The 17,030-nt window shown below is 69.5% G+C and carries 16 protein-coding genes; 8 read left to right on the top strand and 8 right to left on the bottom strand.

All coding sequences use genetic code 11. The annotated features are described in order from the left end of the window. Positions 1 to 2: 2 nt before the first annotated feature. The gene (locus ACFYP0_RS30240) at positions 3 to 434 is read right to left on the bottom strand and encodes an effector-associated constant component EACC1 (RefSeq protein WP_356979693.1); all 432 of its coding nucleotides are present in this window, start codon (positions 432 to 434) and stop codon (positions 3 to 5) included. Between the two features lie 407 nt (positions 435 to 841). On the opposite strand from ACFYP0_RS30240, the gene ACFYP0_RS30235 reads away from it, so the two are divergent. The 5 genes from ACFYP0_RS30235 (at position 842) to ACFYP0_RS30215 (ending at position 3,850) form a co-directional block, all read left to right on the top strand. Continuing rightward, positions 842 to 1,084, top strand: coding sequence for a hypothetical protein (locus tag ACFYP0_RS30235; RefSeq protein WP_356979695.1), 243 nt, complete (start codon positions 842 to 844; stop codon positions 1,082 to 1,084). 322 nt (positions 1,085 to 1,406) lie between these two features. Beyond that, positions 1,407 to 1,640, top strand: coding sequence for a hypothetical protein (locus ACFYP0_RS30230; RefSeq protein ID WP_356979697.1), 234 nt, complete (start codon positions 1,407 to 1,409; stop codon positions 1,638 to 1,640). Continuing rightward, on the top strand, positions 1,637 to 2,110 hold the full coding sequence (locus tag ACFYP0_RS30225; protein ID WP_356979699.1) for a Clp protease N-terminal domain-containing protein: 474 nt from the start codon (positions 1,637 to 1,639) through the stop codon (positions 2,108 to 2,110). Before ACFYP0_RS30230 ends, ACFYP0_RS30225 begins: the two co-directional genes overlap by 4 nt. Beyond that, positions 2,100 to 3,005, top strand: coding sequence for an ABC transporter ATP-binding protein (locus tag ACFYP0_RS30220; RefSeq protein ID WP_356979806.1), 906 nt, complete (start codon positions 2,100 to 2,102; stop codon positions 3,003 to 3,005). The genes ACFYP0_RS30225 and ACFYP0_RS30220 overlap by 11 nt, the downstream gene beginning before the upstream one ends. Continuing rightward, on the top strand, positions 3,002 to 3,850 hold the full coding sequence (locus ACFYP0_RS30215) for an ABC transporter permease (RefSeq protein ID WP_356979701.1): 849 nt from the start codon (positions 3,002 to 3,004) through the stop codon (positions 3,848 to 3,850). Before ACFYP0_RS30220 ends, ACFYP0_RS30215 begins: the two co-directional genes overlap by 4 nt. 127 nt (positions 3,851 to 3,977) lie before the next feature. Here ACFYP0_RS30215 and ACFYP0_RS30210 read toward each other — a convergent pair whose 3' ends face one another. The 3 genes from ACFYP0_RS30210 to ACFYP0_RS30200 all read right to left on the bottom strand — a co-directional run bounded on the left by ACFYP0_RS30210 (position 3,978) and on the right by ACFYP0_RS30200 (position 6,361). Further along, positions 3,978 to 4,205, bottom strand: a complete 228-nt coding sequence (locus tag ACFYP0_RS30210) for a ferredoxin (RefSeq protein ID WP_355498096.1) — start codon at positions 4,203 to 4,205, stop codon at positions 3,978 to 3,980. Beyond that, positions 4,202 to 5,431: a cytochrome P450 gene (locus ACFYP0_RS30205; protein WP_355498098.1), complete on the bottom strand. Its 1,230-nt coding sequence runs from the start codon at positions 5,429 to 5,431 to the stop codon at positions 4,202 to 4,204. Before ACFYP0_RS30205 ends, ACFYP0_RS30210 begins: the two co-directional genes overlap by 4 nt. A 315-nt stretch (positions 5,432 to 5,746) precedes the next feature. After that, positions 5,747 to 6,361 carry a hypothetical protein gene (locus ACFYP0_RS30200; protein WP_356979703.1) on the bottom strand — a complete coding sequence of 205 codons (615 nt, stop codon included), beginning with the start codon at positions 6,359 to 6,361 and terminating at the stop codon, positions 5,747 to 5,749. A 558-nt stretch (positions 6,362 to 6,919) separates the two neighbouring features. On the opposite strand from ACFYP0_RS30200, the gene ACFYP0_RS30195 reads away from it, so the two are divergent. After that, the gene (locus tag ACFYP0_RS30195; RefSeq protein ID WP_386998370.1) at positions 6,920 to 9,190 is read left to right on the top strand and encodes a glycoside hydrolase family 44 protein; all 2,271 of its coding nucleotides are present in this window, start codon (positions 6,920 to 6,922) and stop codon (positions 9,188 to 9,190) included. 123 nt (positions 9,191 to 9,313) lie between these two features. Here the strand turns inward: ACFYP0_RS30195 and pdxR are convergent, their stop codons facing one another. Next, positions 9,314 to 10,738, bottom strand: a complete 1,425-nt coding sequence (pdxR, locus tag ACFYP0_RS30190) for a MocR-like pyridoxine biosynthesis transcription factor PdxR (protein ID WP_356979707.1) — start codon at positions 10,736 to 10,738, stop codon at positions 9,314 to 9,316. A gap of 47 nt (positions 10,739 to 10,785) precedes the next feature. Here pdxR and ACFYP0_RS30185 point away from each other — a divergent pair, with 47 nt between their 5' ends. Next, positions 10,786 to 12,135 (top strand): FAD-binding oxidoreductase, encoded by a 1,350-nt coding sequence (locus ACFYP0_RS30185; RefSeq protein WP_356979709.1) that lies wholly within the window; start codon positions 10,786 to 10,788, stop codon positions 12,133 to 12,135. A gap of 108 nt (positions 12,136 to 12,243) precedes the next feature. On the opposite strand, the gene ACFYP0_RS30180 is transcribed toward ACFYP0_RS30185, so the two are convergent. Beyond that, the gene (locus ACFYP0_RS30180; RefSeq protein WP_356979711.1) at positions 12,244 to 12,741 is read right to left on the bottom strand and encodes an LURP-one-related/scramblase family protein; all 498 of its coding nucleotides are present in this window, start codon (positions 12,739 to 12,741) and stop codon (positions 12,244 to 12,246) included. 123 nt (positions 12,742 to 12,864) lie between these two features. Between ACFYP0_RS30180 and ACFYP0_RS30175 the strand changes: the two genes are divergently transcribed. Next, positions 12,865 to 14,415, top strand: a complete 1,551-nt coding sequence (locus tag ACFYP0_RS30175) for a serine/threonine-protein kinase (RefSeq protein ID WP_356979713.1) — start codon at positions 12,865 to 12,867, stop codon at positions 14,413 to 14,415. A 53-nt stretch (positions 14,416 to 14,468) separates the two neighbouring features. Here the strand turns inward: ACFYP0_RS30175 and ACFYP0_RS30170 are convergent, their stop codons facing one another. Next, positions 14,469 to 16,283 carry a glycoside hydrolase family 15 protein gene (locus ACFYP0_RS30170; RefSeq protein ID WP_356979715.1) on the bottom strand — a complete coding sequence of 605 codons (1,815 nt, stop codon included), beginning with the start codon at positions 16,281 to 16,283 and terminating at the stop codon, positions 14,469 to 14,471. Between the two features lie 34 nt (positions 16,284 to 16,317). Next, on the bottom strand, positions 16,318 to 16,794 hold the full coding sequence (locus ACFYP0_RS30165) for a hypothetical protein (protein WP_124855929.1): 477 nt from the start codon (positions 16,792 to 16,794) through the stop codon (positions 16,318 to 16,320). Between the last annotated feature and the right edge of the window lie 236 nt (positions 16,795 to 17,030).

The raw sequence follows: 17,030 nt of genomic DNA, 5'->3' as shown, positions 1-17,030 counted from the left end.
GTCTACTCTTCCTCGTCCTCGAATAGCCGCACGATCCGGTCGATCGTTGCGGGGTCGCCGGTGATCTCCAACCTCTTTCCGTTTCGGATGATCGTGACTTTCTGCTGCAGGCTGGCAGGACGGCTGTCCCGCCAGGCGAGAATCGCGATCACGAGTGCCGCCGCGTCCAAGCCCGTGTCGGCGACAAACTGCACGACATCACCGACGATCCCCATCTGGCCCGGGTCTGGCACCTCGTCTACCGGCTGTGCGATCGCGTGCCGGCCGACGTGCGAGTCGTCGCGCAGCCATGCCCGCAACGATCGCAGGTCGTCAGGTTCTGGATCACGAGCGGGTGTGCCGGGCTGATCCGCGCCGGCCAACTCCAGTCGGAAGGAGACCACCAGGGAGCCGGAGGTGCTGTCGGACTCCGCAGGGGATGTCAGGTCTGCCACGGTCTTCCCTTCCCGACGTGCGTAGCACCGCACCGTCTATTCACGAAAGCTTATGCCCTCCAAGCGTACAAAAGAATTCCCAGCTGCCGGTGCCACGGCGGGGCCTCGGCTACGCCAGTACTGTCCATGCCCGAGAGACGCAACTCCCGACGCAGAGCCAGGCGCGGTGGCCCGAGATGACATTTGGACGGACAGTCGAATACCCGACTCAAGCCAACCGAGAGGGTTCAGGCAAACGGCCGGGGTCCCACGGATCTTGGTCATTCACGTACCGTGTTTCTATCTTGCCCTGGTGGGTGCACTACGGACAGCATTGACCGCAGAAGGCCGCGGGCGAATGCAGCAGGGCAGCAGGCATGAACGCCTCAAGCTGCCGAGTCTGGACTTCCTGAGGCGGCGACTCCCCCGTGCGCGAGCAGGCCAATCGTGCGTTGCGCGAGACGGGACGTGAACTGCGACCCGAGGAGTGCTCCGGCTTCCAGCGGTTCCTGAGCCGGCGCTTCAGGGCCTTTCTCCTCCGTCTTCAGACGGAGGAGCGCCGCCAATTCGAGGGCGGCCTGCACCGCGGCGGCGTACGCCTCGAAGAGCACATTGGCGAACCCCTGGGGCCGAGCTGGCTGCGTCAGTCGCGAGCGACCGTGACAGCCTGAGACCTCTCGCTGGATGTCGACCACCACGCGTACGGAGCCGGCCTGGTCCGCAGGAGCCTCGAGCGGAACGTCGAGGAGCACACCTGGCTACGCGACACCTGGCAGACGCTGGACGACGTCGACGCGGAATTGGACGCTGCGGCTCGCCTGCCCGGGCGGACGGACGGACGGGCATGTCGAGCCCCAACGGCTGTCCGGCGTTGCACATCCGCGGAGGCGGGATCACCGGCATGGACGCTCGTGGGGCCTGAGTCTGTGAGACCCCACGAACCTGAAGCAACCCAGGTTGACTATCCACATATAAGCAACTACGGTTGCTTATATGTCCGTGGAGATTTCCGCCTCTGGAGAAGTCGCCGACCGCCTCGCGTCAGTCGGCGCGCTTCGGCGGTTGGCTGACCGGGTCGAGGATGCCGCCGTCGAGGAAGCGATGCGGTCCGGCTGGGGCTGGCCGCAGGTGGCCGAGGCGCTGGGCGTGACCCGCCAGGCGGTTTACAAGAAGCATGCCAAGCGGCTCATCGCCGCCGGCGTCGCGCTGAGGAGGCGTGCGGGATGAGCAGTTTCGACCACTACCTCAACAGGATCCTCGTCGCGGCCGGGTCCGAGGCTCGCGCCGAGGGCTCTACCGTGATCGAGGCCCACCATCTGCTGCTCGCGATCGCCCGGGACGGCTCGCCCGTGCTGGCCTCGGCTGGCCTCGATCACGCGGCAGTTCGCGGAGCGCTGGACCGCGAGTTCGAGCGGAGCCTGGCCGCCGCCGGCGTGCGCGTCGACGGCGGGCTCCCGCTGGCGACCCCGTTGGCAGAGGGTTCGCCGCAGTTGGGTGCCACGGCGAAGGCCGCGCTGGAGCGGGGCTTCGCGGCGGCCCACCGCAAGCGCGACTGCCGACCCGGGCACGTACTGCTCGGAGTCCTGCTCACCCCGGTCGGCACGGTGCCCCGGGCGCTCGAGCTGGCGGCGGCCGACCGGGACGGACTTGCCGAGGACGTACGCCGTGAGATCGCCGGCGGCGGCGATGGCCGCTGACGACACCCTCGTGGTCGACGTGGCGGCCCTCCGGATGCGGTACGGGACGACCGAGGTACTGCACGACGTCACCTTCCAGGCCCGCCGCGGCGAGGTGCTGGCGCTGCTCGGGCCGAACGGGGCCGGCAAGACCTCCACGATCGAGATCCTGGAGGGCTTCCGCACCCGGTCGGCCGGACACGTCCACGTGCTGGGCACCGACCCGGCGCGGGCGGGCGAGGACTGGCGCGCCCGGGTAGGCGTCGTCCTGCAGTCCTGGCGCGACCATGGCAAGTGGCGGGTCCGCGAACTGCTGACGCAGTTCGCCGCCTACTACACCGGCTACACGACGCCCTGGGATCCCGACGACCTGCTCGCCGCGGTCGGTCTCGATGGGCAGGCTGACCAAAAGATCCGCACGCTCTCCGGTGGCCAGCGCCGCCGCCTCGACGTGGCCATCGGCATCGTGGGTCGCCCAGAGGTGCTCTTCCTCGACGAGCCGACCGTGGGCTTTGACCCGGCGGCCCGCCACGATTTTCACGACCTCATTCGCGCTCTCGCCACCGAGCACCGCACCACCATCCTGCTCACCACGCACGACCTGGACGAGGCCGAGCGACTCGCCGCACGCATCCTGGTGCTCGACAACGGCCGGATCATCGGCGACGGCACCGCCCAGCAACTGTCCCGCCGGATCGCAGGCCGGGACGAAGTGCACTGGTCCCTTGACGGCGAACGATTTAGCCAACCCACCGACCACCCGGCGCGGCTGGTCTACGAGCTGTACCGCGAGCACGGCGACGACCTGCACGACCTCGACGTGCGCCGGGCGTCGCTCGAGAACACGTACCTGACCCTCATGCGCCGGGCGGAACAGGCGCACCAGGGCGCACCGGCGGATAGAGGACTGCGATGAACCCGGTACGGATCGCCCTGCGAGCCGGCCGCTCCCGCGGCCTGGTCGAGTTACGGCAGTCGGTCACCAACGGCGGCGACCTGTTCAACCACGTCTTCTGGCCGGTACTCATGCTGATCACGCTGTGGTTCCTGCGGGACCGACAGTTCGGGCCGAGCGGGTTCCCGCTCGGCGCCCTGGCCCTGCCGAGCATCCTCGGCATGAACACGGCCATGGCCATGGTGAGCATGAGCCAGCAGCTGACCGCCGACCGCGAAGACGGCACGCTGCTTCGCGCGAAGGCCATACCGAACGGCATGCTCGGCTACCTGACCGGCAAACTGATATCGGTCTCCGGTGGCCTGCTCATCGAACTCGCAATTTTCCTTCTACCCGCACTGCTGCTGGTGGATGGGCTGAGCACGGCCCGGCCCACCGCCTGGATGACCCTGCTCGCAGTGCTCATGCTGGGCCTGATCGCCACCTTGCCGGCCGGTGCCGTGCTCGGCTCCATCTTCACCAGCGCACGCAGCCAGGGCATATTGACCCTACCGATTCTCGCGGTGATCGCCATCTCCGGCATCTTCTACCCGATCACCGTGCTGCCGCAGTGGCTCCAGACCGCGGCACAGGTGTTCCCGATCTACTGGCTGGGCCTGGGCATGCGTTCAGCGCTGCTCCCACCCTCGGCGGTCGTCGTCGAAATCGGTCACTCCTGGCGGCACCTGGAGACGGTCGCCGTGCTGGGCGCCTGGGCAGTGGCGGGGCTGCTGATCGCCCCGGTGGTGCTGCGCCAGATGGCCCGCCGCGAGTCCGGTTCCAGCGTCGCCGACCGACGCGATCGGGAACTTCAGCGGGCCCGCTGACACTCCTCTACCCCGCAAGTGTCGAACCCCCACGCCTCTCGGCACACGGGTCTGAGCCGTGTGTGTCTACCGAGTTCCACCACGAGCGCGTGGTGCCGACGCCAGTGTTGCCCTGCCGAACTTCGGGTCACTCCTGCGGCGCGATCAGCTGGTCGTCCGCGGCGTCGTGGACCGTGATCGCCTCCACCGGGCACGAGTCGGCGGCGTCGAGGATGACATCGGCCGGGGCGACCACGTCCGCCAGCGGCGCGGACAAGCCGCCGACCAGGCGGAAGTGCTCGGGCGCGGTACCGGCGCAGATGCTCGTGCCGATGCAGCGGCTCGTGTCCACCCCGATCCGCCAGGCGGTACTCACCAGGCCACCGGCATGCCGAGCAGGCCCCGCACCAACATGCCCCGCTTCCACTGCAGTTCGGCTTCCGGCACGGCGAGCCGCAATCCGGGCAGGCGAGTCACGAGGGTGGCGACGGCGACCTGCAACTCCATGCGGGCCAGTTGCGCGCCGACGCAGTGGTGTACGCCGTGCCCGAAGCCCATGTGCGGGTTCTGCTCGCGCTCGAGATCCAAGCGGTCCGGGTCGGCGAAGACGGTACCGTCCCGATTCGCCGACGACAGGGAGCCGAGGACCGGCTCACCTGCCCGGACCAGCACCCCGCCGACCTCGACGTCCTCCTTGGAGTACCGGGCGAAGGAGGAGCCGACGCCGAGCGGCACGTACCGCAGCAGTTCCTCGACCGCGGCCGGCACCAGCGACGGGTCGGTCCGTAGCCGAGCGAGCTGGTCCGGATTGTGCAGCAGGACGTAGATGAAGTTGGGGATCTGGGTCACCGTGGTCTCGTGGCCGGCCGCGAGCAGCCCTCCGGCCAGCTCCACCAGCTCGGTCTCGCTGAGCCGATCCTGATTCTCGTCGCGGGCCCGCACCAACGCGCCGAGCAGGTCGTCGATTCCCGGCTCGCGGCGGCGCTCGGCGACCAGAGCACCGATGTAGCCCCAGAGATTGTTCAGGTACTCCTGGATCGTTTCCATGGGCAGGGATGTGGTCGAGACGATCGCCTCGGACCAGATGTGGAAGCGGTCGCGGTCGGCGTACGGGACCCCGAGCAGCTCGCAGATCACCTGGATCGGCAGCGGCGTGGCGACGTGCTCCACCAGGTCGGCCGGAGGACCGAGCCGGACCATGTTGTCGACCAGCCCGTCGGCGATCTCCTGGGTGCGGGGTCGCAGCGCCTCTACCCGACGTGCCGTGAACGCCTTCGCCACCAGCCGGCGCAGCCGGGTGTGATCGGGCGGGTCCATGGTCAGCATGCCGCTGTACTGCTGGCGCGGGGTGAGCCGGGGCTCGTCGCGCTGGACGGCCGGGGCGCGGCCGAACCGCACGTCGCCGAGGACCGTACGGACGTCCTCGTAACGGGTGGCGAGCCACGCCTCCTCGCCGTAGGGGAGCTTCACCCGGGTCATCGGCTCGTTCTCGCGCAGCTCGCCATAGGTCGGGTCGACGACGAGGCGGTCGGGCACACTGAACGGGTACGGCCGCGCGGGCGGAACGCTTCGGCTCTCGGTGGTCTGCGCGCTCTCCGTCATCCGGATTCCCTTCGTCGAGACGGCGTGATCCTCAGGCCGGCACCAGTTCGTGGCGGCGCCGGATTGCCAGCGTCCAGGGCTTGCGGACAGCACACATCAACGCTCAGTAATCCGTCGATGTCGGATCGTAGCGATAGATGTCGATGATCGCCATGGAGGTTGGTTCCGCATCCGTACGCCTCGGTTGCAGCGACGTAGCGCAGGTCGCAGCCGCCGCCGGGGTGCGGCAGCAAAGCCGCACCCCGGCAGGGACACCAATCGGGACTGACATCACGACCACATGTGTCGAGAGCCGCCGAGCCACCCAGCTCCAGGTCAGCAGCCCAGCCGCTTGCCCGAAAGGGCGATGTCGTCAATCCAGAGGTCAAACTCGCCCGGCGTCGTGCCGCCCTGGTAAAGCTGCCAGCCGATCTTCACCGTGTCGACCGTCGGCAGGACGAAGGGAACGTCGTTGCCACCGTGGTCGCTCGTGGAGGCTGTCAGCTCCGGGTTCGCCACGCCATCGATCCACACCGCGACGCGGTTGTCCGCCGCGTCGATCTTCCACTCGAAGCACTGCCAGGTGTCCTCAGTGACCGGGGCGGACTCCCGCCAGTTGGTCCAGTCGCCGGTCGGACCGCCGTCGGCGCCGACCCCCCAGAAGGTTCCGGGGACCGTGGGCGCGTACTGCCCACCGACCGGACGGACGACCTCCGCGCTGCCGGTGCCGGTCGCTTCCACCAGCGTGAAATGCGCCCAGTCCGGGGCCGTGGGGAAGGCGTCGACGCGCAGACGCATACGGCCGTAGAAGCGGTTGCCCGGCGCGGCGAAGTCGTCGACGCGCAGGAAGGCGCGTCCGTTGTCAACGGTGTGGATGTGCAGCACCTGGTTGCCACGGCGGGCACGTTCGACGGTGAGCGTGCCGTGGCGGGTGTCGACGCCCCAGTTCAACGTGCTGGGCCCCCCGGGAGGCAGTCGCTCGAAGTCCTCACAGAAGAGCAGGCCGCGGGGGCACGAGGGAGGGGAGGCCCCCGACGCGCCGGCCGGAACGCTCCCGACTGCGGCGCCGAGGATCAGGGCGGCGCTGAACACCGCGAGAAATCTGCGCATTGTCATCCTCCAAGACGGCTGGTCCCCGGCCACCAGGGCTGGGCCAGCAGGAACTTTCCGGCCGTGCGACGCTGAGGTGCTCCCGCCTGCACCGTTGCGGCGCGGTTGCCTCCGCGCTGCGGCGATCCGAGCTATTCCGGCATGCCGCTTCAGCTACGACCACATCGATGAACGTCATCATATGTGAAGAGGTTGACTTCGGCGGGCCAGAGGAGGTCGGGCCTGAAGCCGGGCGGGTGCAACCACGAGCATCGGTACGGCCCGACGTGCCAACTCCCTGCACAGGCCGAGTGGATCTACATGATCAACAATGGGCCTTCCGGCGTTGACTCGGAGCCAGGAAAGCGCAACGCTGTGGAAGCGCTCCCATCGTCGAGCTCCTATGCGAAAGGAATGCTCGTGCGACCCACCACAGCTCTACTCCCCGTCGTGCTCGCCACGGCCCTCGGCGGTCTGGCCCTGCCGGAGCCCGCCCAGGCCGCGACCGGCCCGGCGCTGGCCGTGGACACCACTGCCGCCCGGCACCAGATCAGCCCGTACGTCTACGGCATGAACTTCGCCGACCAGGCCCTCGCCCGCGACCTGCGGCTGCCGGTGCACCGCTACGGCGGCAACGCCACCACCCGCTACAACTTCCGTGCCGACACCACCAACCGTGCGTCGGACTGGTACTTCGAGAACATCCCCAACGACAACCCGAGTCCGGGCGACCTTCCCAGCGGTTCGGAGACCGACCGGTTCGTGCAGCAGAACAAGGCCACCGGCGCCGCCACGGTCATGACCGTGCCGATGCTCGGCTGGATCGCCAAGGACCGGTCGCGGGCGTGTGGCTTCAGCGTCGCCAAGTACGGCCCGCAGGAGTCCACCGACACCTGGGCACCGGACTGCGGCAACGGTAAGAAGCCGGACGGTTCACTGGTCACCGGCAACGATCCGAAGGACACCAGCGTCGCCGTCGGTCCGGAGTACGTCACCGATTTCGTCAACCACCTCAAGGGGCAGTTCGGCGCCGCCGCCAACGGCGGGGTCCAGTTCTACAACCTGGACAACGAGCCGGACCTCTGGCAATCCACCCACCGCGACGTCCGCCCCACCGGGATGGGCTACGACGAGCTACGCGACCGCACCTACGGGTACGCCGCCGCGATCAAGGCTGCCGACCCCGGCGCGAAGACGCTCGGTCCCGTCGGCTGGGGCCTGAACTCGATCCTCTATTCGGGCCTCGACCAGGACACCTGCTCGCGCACCGGCTGCTGGTCGAACCCACCGGACAAGGCCGCGCACGGCGGCCAGGACCTCGGCCCGTGGTACCTGGACCGGATGCGCGAGTACGAGCAGCAGCACGGCACCCGCATCCTCGACTACTTCGACGTCCACCTCTACCCGCAGCAGTCCGGCGTGCTCGGCGACGCGGCCGGCGACGCCGACACCCAGGCGCTGCGGCTGCGCTCGACCCGCCAGCTCTGGGACCCGACCTACGTGGACGAGAGCTGGATCAACAGTCCGGTCCGCTTCATCCCGCGCCTGCGCGAGCTGGTCGACCAGCACTACCCGGGCACGAAGGTCGCGATGACCGAGTACAACTGGGGCGGCTTCGGGTCGCTCAACGGCGCGCTCGCCCAGGCTGACGTACTCGGCATCTTCGGCCGCGAAGGGCTCGACCTGGCCACCCTCTGGACCGCACCCACGGCCGACCAACCAGTGGCCAACGCCTTCCGCGTCTACCGCAACTACGACGGCAAGGGCGGCGCGTTCGGCGAGACCTCCGTCCAGGCGACAAGCGCCGACCAGGGCAAGCTGGCCGTGTACGCCGCCGAGCGGAGCGCCGACAAGGCACTCACCCTGGTCGTCGTCAACAAGACCGGCGACGACCTGACCAGCCCGATCGCCCTCACCGGCGCCTCCGCCAGCACCGCCCAGGTCTACCGTTACAGCGGGGCAGACCTCGCCGGCGTCGTCCGGGAGGCCGACCAGCCGGTGACCACCGGCGGCCTCACGGCCACCTTCCCGGCCAACTCGATCACCCACCTGGTGCTGCCGCGCGACACCACGCCCGGCGACACCCAGGCGCCGACCTCCCCGGGCAAGCCGACCGCCGGCACGATCACCGGCGACAGCGTCGCGCTGTCCTGGACGCCGTCCACCGACGACACCGCCGTCACCGGCTACGACGTGCACCGGGTCGACACCACCGGCACCGTGAAAGTGGGCAGCGCCACCGGCACCACGTACACCGTGAACGGGTTGACGCCGGACACCCCGTACACCTTCGTGGTAACCGCCCGCGACGCGGCGGGCAACGTCTCGGCGGCCTCCCCCGGCCTGACCGTACGGACCGCGCCCACCGCCCCGACCGTCGGCTGCACGGTCGGCTACACGGCGAACAGTTGGCCGGGCGGCTTCACCGCGACCGTGACGGTCAAGAACACCGGCACCACCGCGATCGACGGCTGGAAACTCGCATTCGACTTCCCCACCACCGGCCAGAAGGTCAGTCAGGGCTGGTCGGCCACCTGGAAACAGAACGGAACGAGCGTCACCGCAGACAACATGAGTTGGAACGGCAAACTCGCCCCCGGCGCGTCGACCAGCATCGGCTTCAACGGCACGTGGAGCGGCACCAATCCGGCGCCAACCACCTTCAACCTCAACGGTCAACGCTGCGGGTGACCTGAGAGATCCCTACTCCGTACCGACGGAGTAGGCCGGAGGGGGCCGGGGCGCAACGGCACCCCGGCCCCCTCCGGCCTCGAGCAGCCGTCCGGGCCAGACCCGTGGCGTGCTCGGGTGCCATCAGCGGCAGATCTGCGCTCGGACCTCTGCGACCGCGTCGGCAAGGGCTTCCACTCCCTCGGTGATCAAGCGTTCGGTGAGGGTCGCGTAGCCGAAGATCAGCCCGCCGGGTCCGGCAGGGCTCAGTCGGTACCGGGAGACGCCTTGCACGCCCAGTCCGCGCCGGGCGGCGGCAGCCACGACCAGAGCCTCGTCGAGGTCGTGCGGGAGCCAGGTGACGACGTGTTGGCCCGCCGCGACACCGACCGGTTCCAGGTCGGGCAGGCGTGCGCGCAGCGCGGCCAGGAGTGCGTCGCGGCGGCGGCGGTAGACCGGGCGCATGCGCCGTAGGTGTCGGTCGAATTCGCCGCGGGTGAGGAAGTCGGCAAAGGTCAACTGGTCGATGACGGCAGAACCGCGGTCGGCCCGTACCTTGGCGGCCGTGATGTCGTCGACCAGGTGTGACGGCGCAAGCAGCCACCCGAGACGCAGCCCTGGCGCCAGGGTCTTGCTTGCTGTGCCGCAGTAGACGACGGAGTCGGGTGCCAGCCCCTGCATGGCGCCGACCGGCGAGCGGTCGTAACGGTACTCCGCGTCGTAGTCGTCCTCGATCACCACGGCGCCGCGACGCTGCGCCCAGCCGATGATCCGGGCCCGCGCCGTGGCCGACAGGACGCCGCCGGTGGGCCACTGGTGCGAGGGCGTCAGCACGACGGCGTCCGGGTCAGCCCGTTCGAGCTTCTCGACGAGGATGCCGTCCGGCCCGACCGGGATGCCGATCACGTCCAGGCCGAGGGCGGCCGCGACGAGGCGGGCGTCGTCGTCCGCAGATGGGTCCTCAACGGCCACCCTGCGGGCGCCGCGCGCAGCGAGCACCTGGAGTATCAGCGCGACGCCTTGACCGTAGCCACTGCAGATCACGACGTTCTCCGGGCGGGCCGATGTGCCGCGGACCCGGCTGAGGTAGTCGATCAGGGCTGCGTGCAGTTCGGGTACGCCACGGCCGTCGAGGTAGGCGAAACGTTCGTTCGGCGTGGTCGTGAGGACCGTTCGCACCGAACGCAGCCAGGCGGCCCGGGGGAATGACGACACGTCGGTGCGGCCGTACCCAAAGTCGATCCGGGCCGCCGGCCGATCCCCGCCGCGCCGACCCGCCGACGGAGGAGCCGACTCGACAGCGACCTGGGTGTAGCCGCCCGCCCGACTGGTGAGGTAGCCCTCGGCGACGAGTTGCTGGTAGGCCTCGACCACGACGCCGCGTGAGACTCCCAGATCGGCTGCGATGGTGCGGGTGGGCGGCAGGGACGTCCCGAGACGCAACCGGCCGGCCCGGATGCTGCCCCGGATCGAGGCGGCAATCTGCCGGTGCAGCGGTTCGGCCGAGGACCGGTCGACATGGATGAGCAGGTCCCCCGCCGTGCTCGAATTGGTCCTGGTACGGCCCATGAAATCGGACCTTACCGGGTGTACCGATTTACGTCAGGCTCAGACGTATGACGACGATCAATCCCCGCTTCGACGGCCGCCTCCTCACCCCGGGTGATCCGGGTTACGACGCGGCCCGCACCGTCTGGAACGCCATGATCGACCGGCGCCCGCGGATGATCGTGCAGGTCGCGAGCCTCGCCGACGTGGTGGCCGCGGTGCGCCTGGCCCGCGAGCTCGACCTGGAGATCGGGGTGCGCTGCGGCGGGCACAACGTGGCCGGCCTCGCCGTCCCCGCGAACGGCCTGATGATCGACCTGACCCCGTTGAACGGCGTTCGGGTCGACCCGATCCGGCGACGGGCCCGGGTCCAGGGCGGCGCGCTGCTCGGCGCACTCGACCGGGCGTCGCAGCCATACGGCCTCGCCACGACCGCCGGCAACGTCTCGCACACCGGGGTCGGCGGCCTGACCCTCGGCGGCGGTATGGGCTGGCTCGCCCGCCAACACGGGTTGGCCTGTGACAACGTCGTCTCCTACACGATGGTCACCGCGGACGGGGAGGTGGTGACCGCGAGCCGAACCGAGAACCCCGACCTCTACTGGGGCCTGCGCGGTGGGGGCGGCAACTTCGGCATCGTCACCGACTTCGAATTTCGACTGCACCACACCGGAACGCGGACCCTGGTCGCCGAGTTCGACTTCCGCGCCGAGGACGCCGTACCGGTGCTCGAAGGCTGGCGGGACCTCAACGCCGTCGCACCACGGCAGGCGACCTTCACCGCCGACGTCCACAGCACGGCCAGGGGCCCTCTCGCCACCGTCGGCTTCGTATGGGTCGGCGACCCGGCACAGGGTCACCGGTTGCTGCCGGCACTGCGCGCGCTCGGCCGCCCGGTCGCCGAACGGGTCAGCACGCCGTCGTACCTGGAACTGCAGCAACGCGACGACACCGTCGGCGGCCACGCCTACCGCCGGTACTCCAGTGCGCACTATCTGCGGCAGTTCCCCACCGCCGCGATCGAGGCGTTCCTGCTGCGCGGCGCGTCGGACCTGCACACCGGCGCCCACCTGGCCAACGTCGGCCTACAGGCGCACGGCGGCGCCATCGCCGACGTCGCGGACGCCGACGCCTCGTTCAGCCACCGCCGCACCATGTTCGAGTTCGGCGCCGGCTCCCGCTGGACCGAGCCATCCGAAGACGACATCCGGACGGCGGCGGCTCGCAGTGCCGCAGCCGTGCTCGACCCGTACGCCGACGGCGTCTACGTCAACTCGCTCGCCGCCGACGAGGGGCAACGCGGGGTACGCCGCGCATACCCGACCGCCAAGCTCGCCAGGCTCACCGCGCTCAAGACGATCTGGGACCCGCGCAACGTGTTCCACCTCAACCACAACATCCGGCCCCACAGCCAGTAACGCAGCCGGCTGCTCCTGCCCCAGCCTGGTTACGGACTGTTCGCGGCGTAGGAACGGGTCGGACCGTCCTGGCCACGAGCCCGAGCAATGCGGTTGCCGTCCAGAGGATCACTCGTCGTCGGCCTTCTTCTTGTCGCGGTTCATGGCCAGGTCGAGGGCGAGGACGCTGCCGATGATGAGCAGCGGGTCGACGCCGGCGGTGACCTGCACGGCGTAGGTGTCCCGGATCGTCAGCCACCGCTTGGAGACCGAGGCCACCTCGGTGCCGCCGCGTTCGATCACGTACTCGTGGTCGAGCAGGTCACCCTTCATCTCCAGGTCGTCGGGCCCCGGCACGTCGATGGTGAACTTGTCGCGGAACGGCGTGAGCAGCTTCTTGCGGACCTCTGCGGCCTTCTCGCCGCCGATCCGGATCTCGTACGTGGGACGCAGCGCCACCAGGTGCCGGTGCAGCGTGGCGACCTCACGGCCGGACGCGTCCTCGATGACGACCTTGTTGCGGACGCTGAACACCTTGCCGTCGACATGGAAGACCTTGGTGCCGTGCTCGTCGAGCACATCGAAGTCGTCGCCGATCGAGAAGAACCGCTCCTTGATGACAAACATGATTCGATTCTCCCCCACCGCGCACCTAAGTGCCGGCCGAGCACGGCCGGCCCTTACCGCCGCTCTCATCGGTCCGGTCAGGTGCGCTGGGCGATGAGGCGGGTAGAGCCGAGGGGACGGCCGGTGACCAGCATCGGATCAGACCGCCATGCCGCTGCGGGTCCATTCTGGCAAGCTGTCCCAGTGATGGCCGGTGATCTATTGGACGACAGGTATCAGGTCGAGAGCCGTCTCGGTACTGGTGGCATGTCGGCCGTTTGGCGGGCGTGGGACCGGGTCCTCGAACGCGCGGTGGCCGTCAAGGTCCTGGCCGGCGAGCAAGCTACCGCCCGGGGCGCACGACACCGCATCCAGGCAGAGGCCCGGGCCGCAGCCGGCCTCTGGCACCCGCACGTGACGAGTGTGTACGACTATGGCGAGCACACCGATGCCGCCGGTCGCCAGGTCTCGTATGTGGTGATGGAACTGCTGCCCGGCCAGACCCTGTCCCAGCGACTTGCCGCCGGTCCACTGCCGCCGGCCGCCGCGATGCGGACGTGCGCGCAGGTCGCCGAGGCGCTCGCCGCCGCGCACGAACGTCAGCTGGTGCACCGGGACATCAAGCCGTCCAACGTGATGCTGACACCGGCCGGGGTGAAGGTGGTCGATTTCGGTATCGCCACCACTGTCGGTCGGCCGGAGCTGGAGGCGGACGGACAGCTGCTGGGCACCGCGGCATACCTCGCGCCCGAACGGCTCGCCGGTGGCAATGTCCTGCCTGCCTCCGACGTCTACGCGCTCGGACTGTTGCTGTACCGAACGCTGACCAATGAGCTGCCTTGGTCGGCGGAGACCCCCACGCAGATGTTGACCGCTCACGTGTACGTCGATCCGGCACCGCTGCCTGACATCGAGGGAGTGTCACCCGAGGTTCACCACCTCCTCGACCGTTGCCTCGCCAGGGATCCCGCGGATCGGCCGGACGCCGCGGAGGTGGCCACGGCCCTGCACGGTCTGACCGATGACGCCGATCGGCGGGTGACACAGGCGACGCAGCGAGCACCCGACTCGCCCGTGTCGGCCCCGACCGCCGCCGGTCGGCGTCGCCGCATCCCAAACGCCGTGTTGATACCCGTTCTCGTGGTGACGGCAGGGACCGTTTCGCTCCTGCTCCCCCAGTTCATACCTGTCGATGGCAGATCGGGCGGGGTCGCCACAGGTGACGGTGCCACCCCGCCCGGCGCCGCCTTCGATGTGTCTGCCACTGAGGCATCTGCTCCCCGGCAGACGTCCGCGGAGCCCGCACCAGTCTCGAGACCAAGCCGCACGGTGACCGTTCCGGCTGGGCCGGCTGAACCGACCGCCAGAGCCGGTCCGACGGCCGGCCCTGGCCCTGCAACCTCACCCAGCGCCGAACAGCCGACGCGGCCGTCCAGTGCCGCGTCGGCGCCGACCTCCTCGAAGCCAGGTACACCCGTTCGGGCACTCGGTGGCGTGGTGACTGTGCTCTGCACCGGCGATCAGGCTCGCGTCGTAGACGTCGCTCCTGCCCCCAGCTACCGCCTCAAGGATTACAACGCCGGACCCGTCAAGGAGATCCAGGTGGTGCTGCTGTCCGCAGACAACAAGAGCGAGATCAAGGCGCGGTGTGACGACGGCACACTATTGCCGAAGGTAAGGGAGAGCCGTCAGTGAATGGATGACGCGCTGGGAGGGTCGGTGGCCGCAGCAGCCGACATCGGAGCAACCTAGCCAGCGGAGGCGTCGCGAATGGCGAGCGCGGCCTGGACGAGCGCCGCGTGGGTCAGTGTCTGGGGGTAGTTGCCGAGGTGAGCGCCGGTCGCCGGGTCCAACTCTTCGGCGTAGAGCCCGAGTGGGCTGGCGTGGTCGAGCATGGACTGGAACAGTTCGACCGCCTCGGTGCGGCGCCCGGTGCGGGCGAGGGCCTGCACCAGCCAGAACGAGCACGGCAGGAATGCGCCCTCGGTGCCGTGGAAGCCGTCACTTCCCGGCGGATAGCGGTAGAGCAGCGGACCGCCGGCGGAGAGCTGGTCCCGAATGGCGTTGATGGTGCCCTGTACCCGGGGCGACTCGACGCTGTCCATGTCCAGCAGCGGCAGGACGAGCAGAGCCGCGTCGAAGGCATCGGAGCCGTAGCTGCGGACGTAACTGCCCGCCGTCGGGTTGAAGCCGGATGTCCGTACCTCGGCGGCGATGGCATCTCGTGCTTCCTGCCAACGTCGACGTCGGCGGCCGGACAGGGGGTGGGTGTCGGCGATGCGCAGGGCTCGATCCAGGGCGAGCCACCCCATGAGCTTGGAATGCACGTGTTGGGCAGGTTCGCGTACCTCCCAGATTCCGGCGTCGGGCTCCTGCCAGTAACGGGCGACGATGTCGGCGAAGCCGCGTATCGCCCGCCATGTCTCGGTATAGAGACGGTGCCCGGCCCGCACGAACGCCCAGGCGGCGTCGATCACCCAGCCGTAGCCGTCGAGTTGGTGTTGCCCGGCGGCGCCGTTGCCGACCCGTACCGGGACGCTGCCGAGATAGCCCGGCCAGCCGGGCAGTTCCCGTTCGGCGGGCACCCGGCGGCCGTGGAGGGTGAGCAGCGCCGGTAGGCGTGGCCGCTGTAGCCGGCTGGCGTGCAGCAGCCAGGCGAGGAAACCCTGTGCCTCCTCGGGCTTGCCGACGCTGAGGAAGGCGCTGACGCCGATGCTGGCGTCACGGGGCCAGACATAGCGGTAGTCCCAGTTCCGTACCCCACCGGGATCCTCCGGCAGAGACGTGGTGGGTGCGGCCACCGGGGCTCGTGAGGGCGAGTAGGTCAGTAGCCGCAGGGTCAGCAGGCTTCGAACGACGTGTTCCCGGAAAGGCAGTGACAGGTCGATCTCCGCAGTCCAGTCCCGCCAGCGGTCCTCGTCCTCGGTCAGGAGGTCCCAGGCCGCTGCCGGGTCGACGTGGATCAGCGGTTCGCGGTGCGCCACGGCAAGCACGAGGGTGACCGGACGGTCCGGGCTGACCGTGATCGAGGTGGGGCGGCCTGGCTCGATGGAGAGCCGCGGCGCGCTGCCCAGGGAGACCGCCAGCGACCCCCACTGACACACCAGCGCCTGGCGGCGGTGCTGGACCCGTGGCCGGCGGTGCCGCACACCGAACCGGGGGTCGAACTCGACGACGGCGTCGACCGCCGAATCATCGGTCGACAGGCGCCGCACGATCAGTGTCGTGGGCAGCAGGCGACCGCTGACCTCGGCCACCATCCCCTCGGTGAGGGTGAGCCGTCCGCCGCGTACCTCCCACGTCGTCTCCAGGGTGGCGGTGTGCCGCCGGTAGCGCCGTTCGACGACCGTGGCCGGTCGGGCCGGGCCGAGCCGGAACGTCCCCGCATCGGGGCCACCGACCAGCCGGCCGAACAGGGGCTCGCCGTCGAAGCGGGGTACGCAGAGCCAGTCGATCCCGCCGTCACCGTCGACGAGAGCCGCGGTGCGGGTGTCACTCAGCAGCCCGTAGTCACTGATCGGCGCCGGGGGCCGGGGACGCGTCCTGTCGTATCCACCGGTCATGGTGATCGCTTCCTGACGAGTGGCGGGACGCGGGTCAGTGGGCCCGAAGGAGCAGCCCGAGGACCACCCCGTAGAAGACGTGCACGACAGCCACGACCGCTGGAGTCTGGATGCCGTAGTTGACGCCGAACAGGCCGGGCGGCTCCAGCACGGCCGTGCTGGCCGGACCTGCCCGTTGGGAGGCCATGCGCGGGTGGACCCCCGGAAGCAGCGGCAGGAGGACCGTCAGCGCGATTCCGACGTGGACGGTCCCGAGCAGGGCACCGATCCACCAGGTGGCGCGGTGCAGCAGGGCGAACGTGGCCGCGTAGCCGAGAGCGAAGCCCTGACCGGCGCAGAGGTGGATGAAAAACCCGACGACTCGGGCCCGGTCGGGGTCCTCGGTGACGAATGTCCCGAGCACCAGGGGAAAGTCGAGGCGGGTGAGGCCGGCCAGTTGAGCGGTGATCAGCGCTGCGGTCAGCACCGCGGTGGCGACCAACCCGAACAACGCCCATCCGGCCCAGTCCATCTCAGCCGTGCTGGACGTCGCGCGCGGCGGCGGTGCCGGTCGACACGCGGCACCGCGACGTTTTCTCGGTCATCGGTCCGCCCTTCGGTGGACAACGTGAAGGTCTGTGGTCCGGATCCGGACGTCGCACGGCCCTGGACGCGCCGGCTTTTCACCATAAGCCACCGAACTGTCCGGTCGGGTGGAATGCCCGGATGACACCTCACCGGGTCGTCGGTGAGGTCGCCTGCGCCTCG

This window comes from Micromonospora arida (assembly GCF_042873195.1).
Lineage (GTDB): Bacteria > Actinomycetota > Actinomycetes > Mycobacteriales > Micromonosporaceae > Micromonospora > Micromonospora arida.
Note: the sequence above shows the minus strand (reverse complement) of the source record. Positions and strands in the feature narration are given on the sequence as shown.

Coding starts and splice junctions, on each gene's coding strand:
- ACFYP0_RS30230 (WP_356979697.1), top strand. CDS start 1,407: ATGTCCGTGGAGATTTCCGCCTCTGGAGAAGTCGCCGACCGCCTCGCG.
- ACFYP0_RS30225 (WP_356979699.1), top strand. CDS start 1,637: ATGAGCAGTTTCGACCACTACCTCAACAGGATCCTCGTCGCGGCCGGG.
- ACFYP0_RS30220 (WP_356979806.1), top strand. CDS start 2,100: ATGGCCGCTGACGACACCCTCGTGGTCGACGTGGCGGCCCTCCGGATG.
- ACFYP0_RS30215 (WP_356979701.1), top strand. CDS start 3,002: ATGAACCCGGTACGGATCGCCCTGCGAGCCGGCCGCTCCCGCGGCCTG.
- ACFYP0_RS30205 (WP_355498098.1), bottom strand. CDS start 5,431: ATGACGGAGAGCGCGCAGACCACCGAGAGCCGAAGCGTTCCGCCCGCG.
- pdxR (WP_356979707.1), bottom strand. CDS start 10,738: ATGGGCCGTACCAGGACCAATTCGAGCACGGCGGGGGACCTGCTCATC.
- ACFYP0_RS30185 (WP_356979709.1), top strand. CDS start 10,786: ATGACGACGATCAATCCCCGCTTCGACGGCCGCCTCCTCACCCCGGGT.
- ACFYP0_RS30180 (WP_356979711.1), bottom strand. CDS start 12,741: ATGTTTGTCATCAAGGAGCGGTTCTTCTCGATCGGCGACGACTTCGAT.
- ACFYP0_RS30170 (WP_356979715.1), bottom strand. CDS start 16,283: ATGACCGGTGGATACGACAGGACGCGTCCCCGGCCCCCGGCGCCGATC.
- ACFYP0_RS30165 (WP_124855929.1), bottom strand. CDS start 16,794: ATGGACTGGGCCGGATGGGCGTTGTTCGGGTTGGTCGCCACCGCGGTG.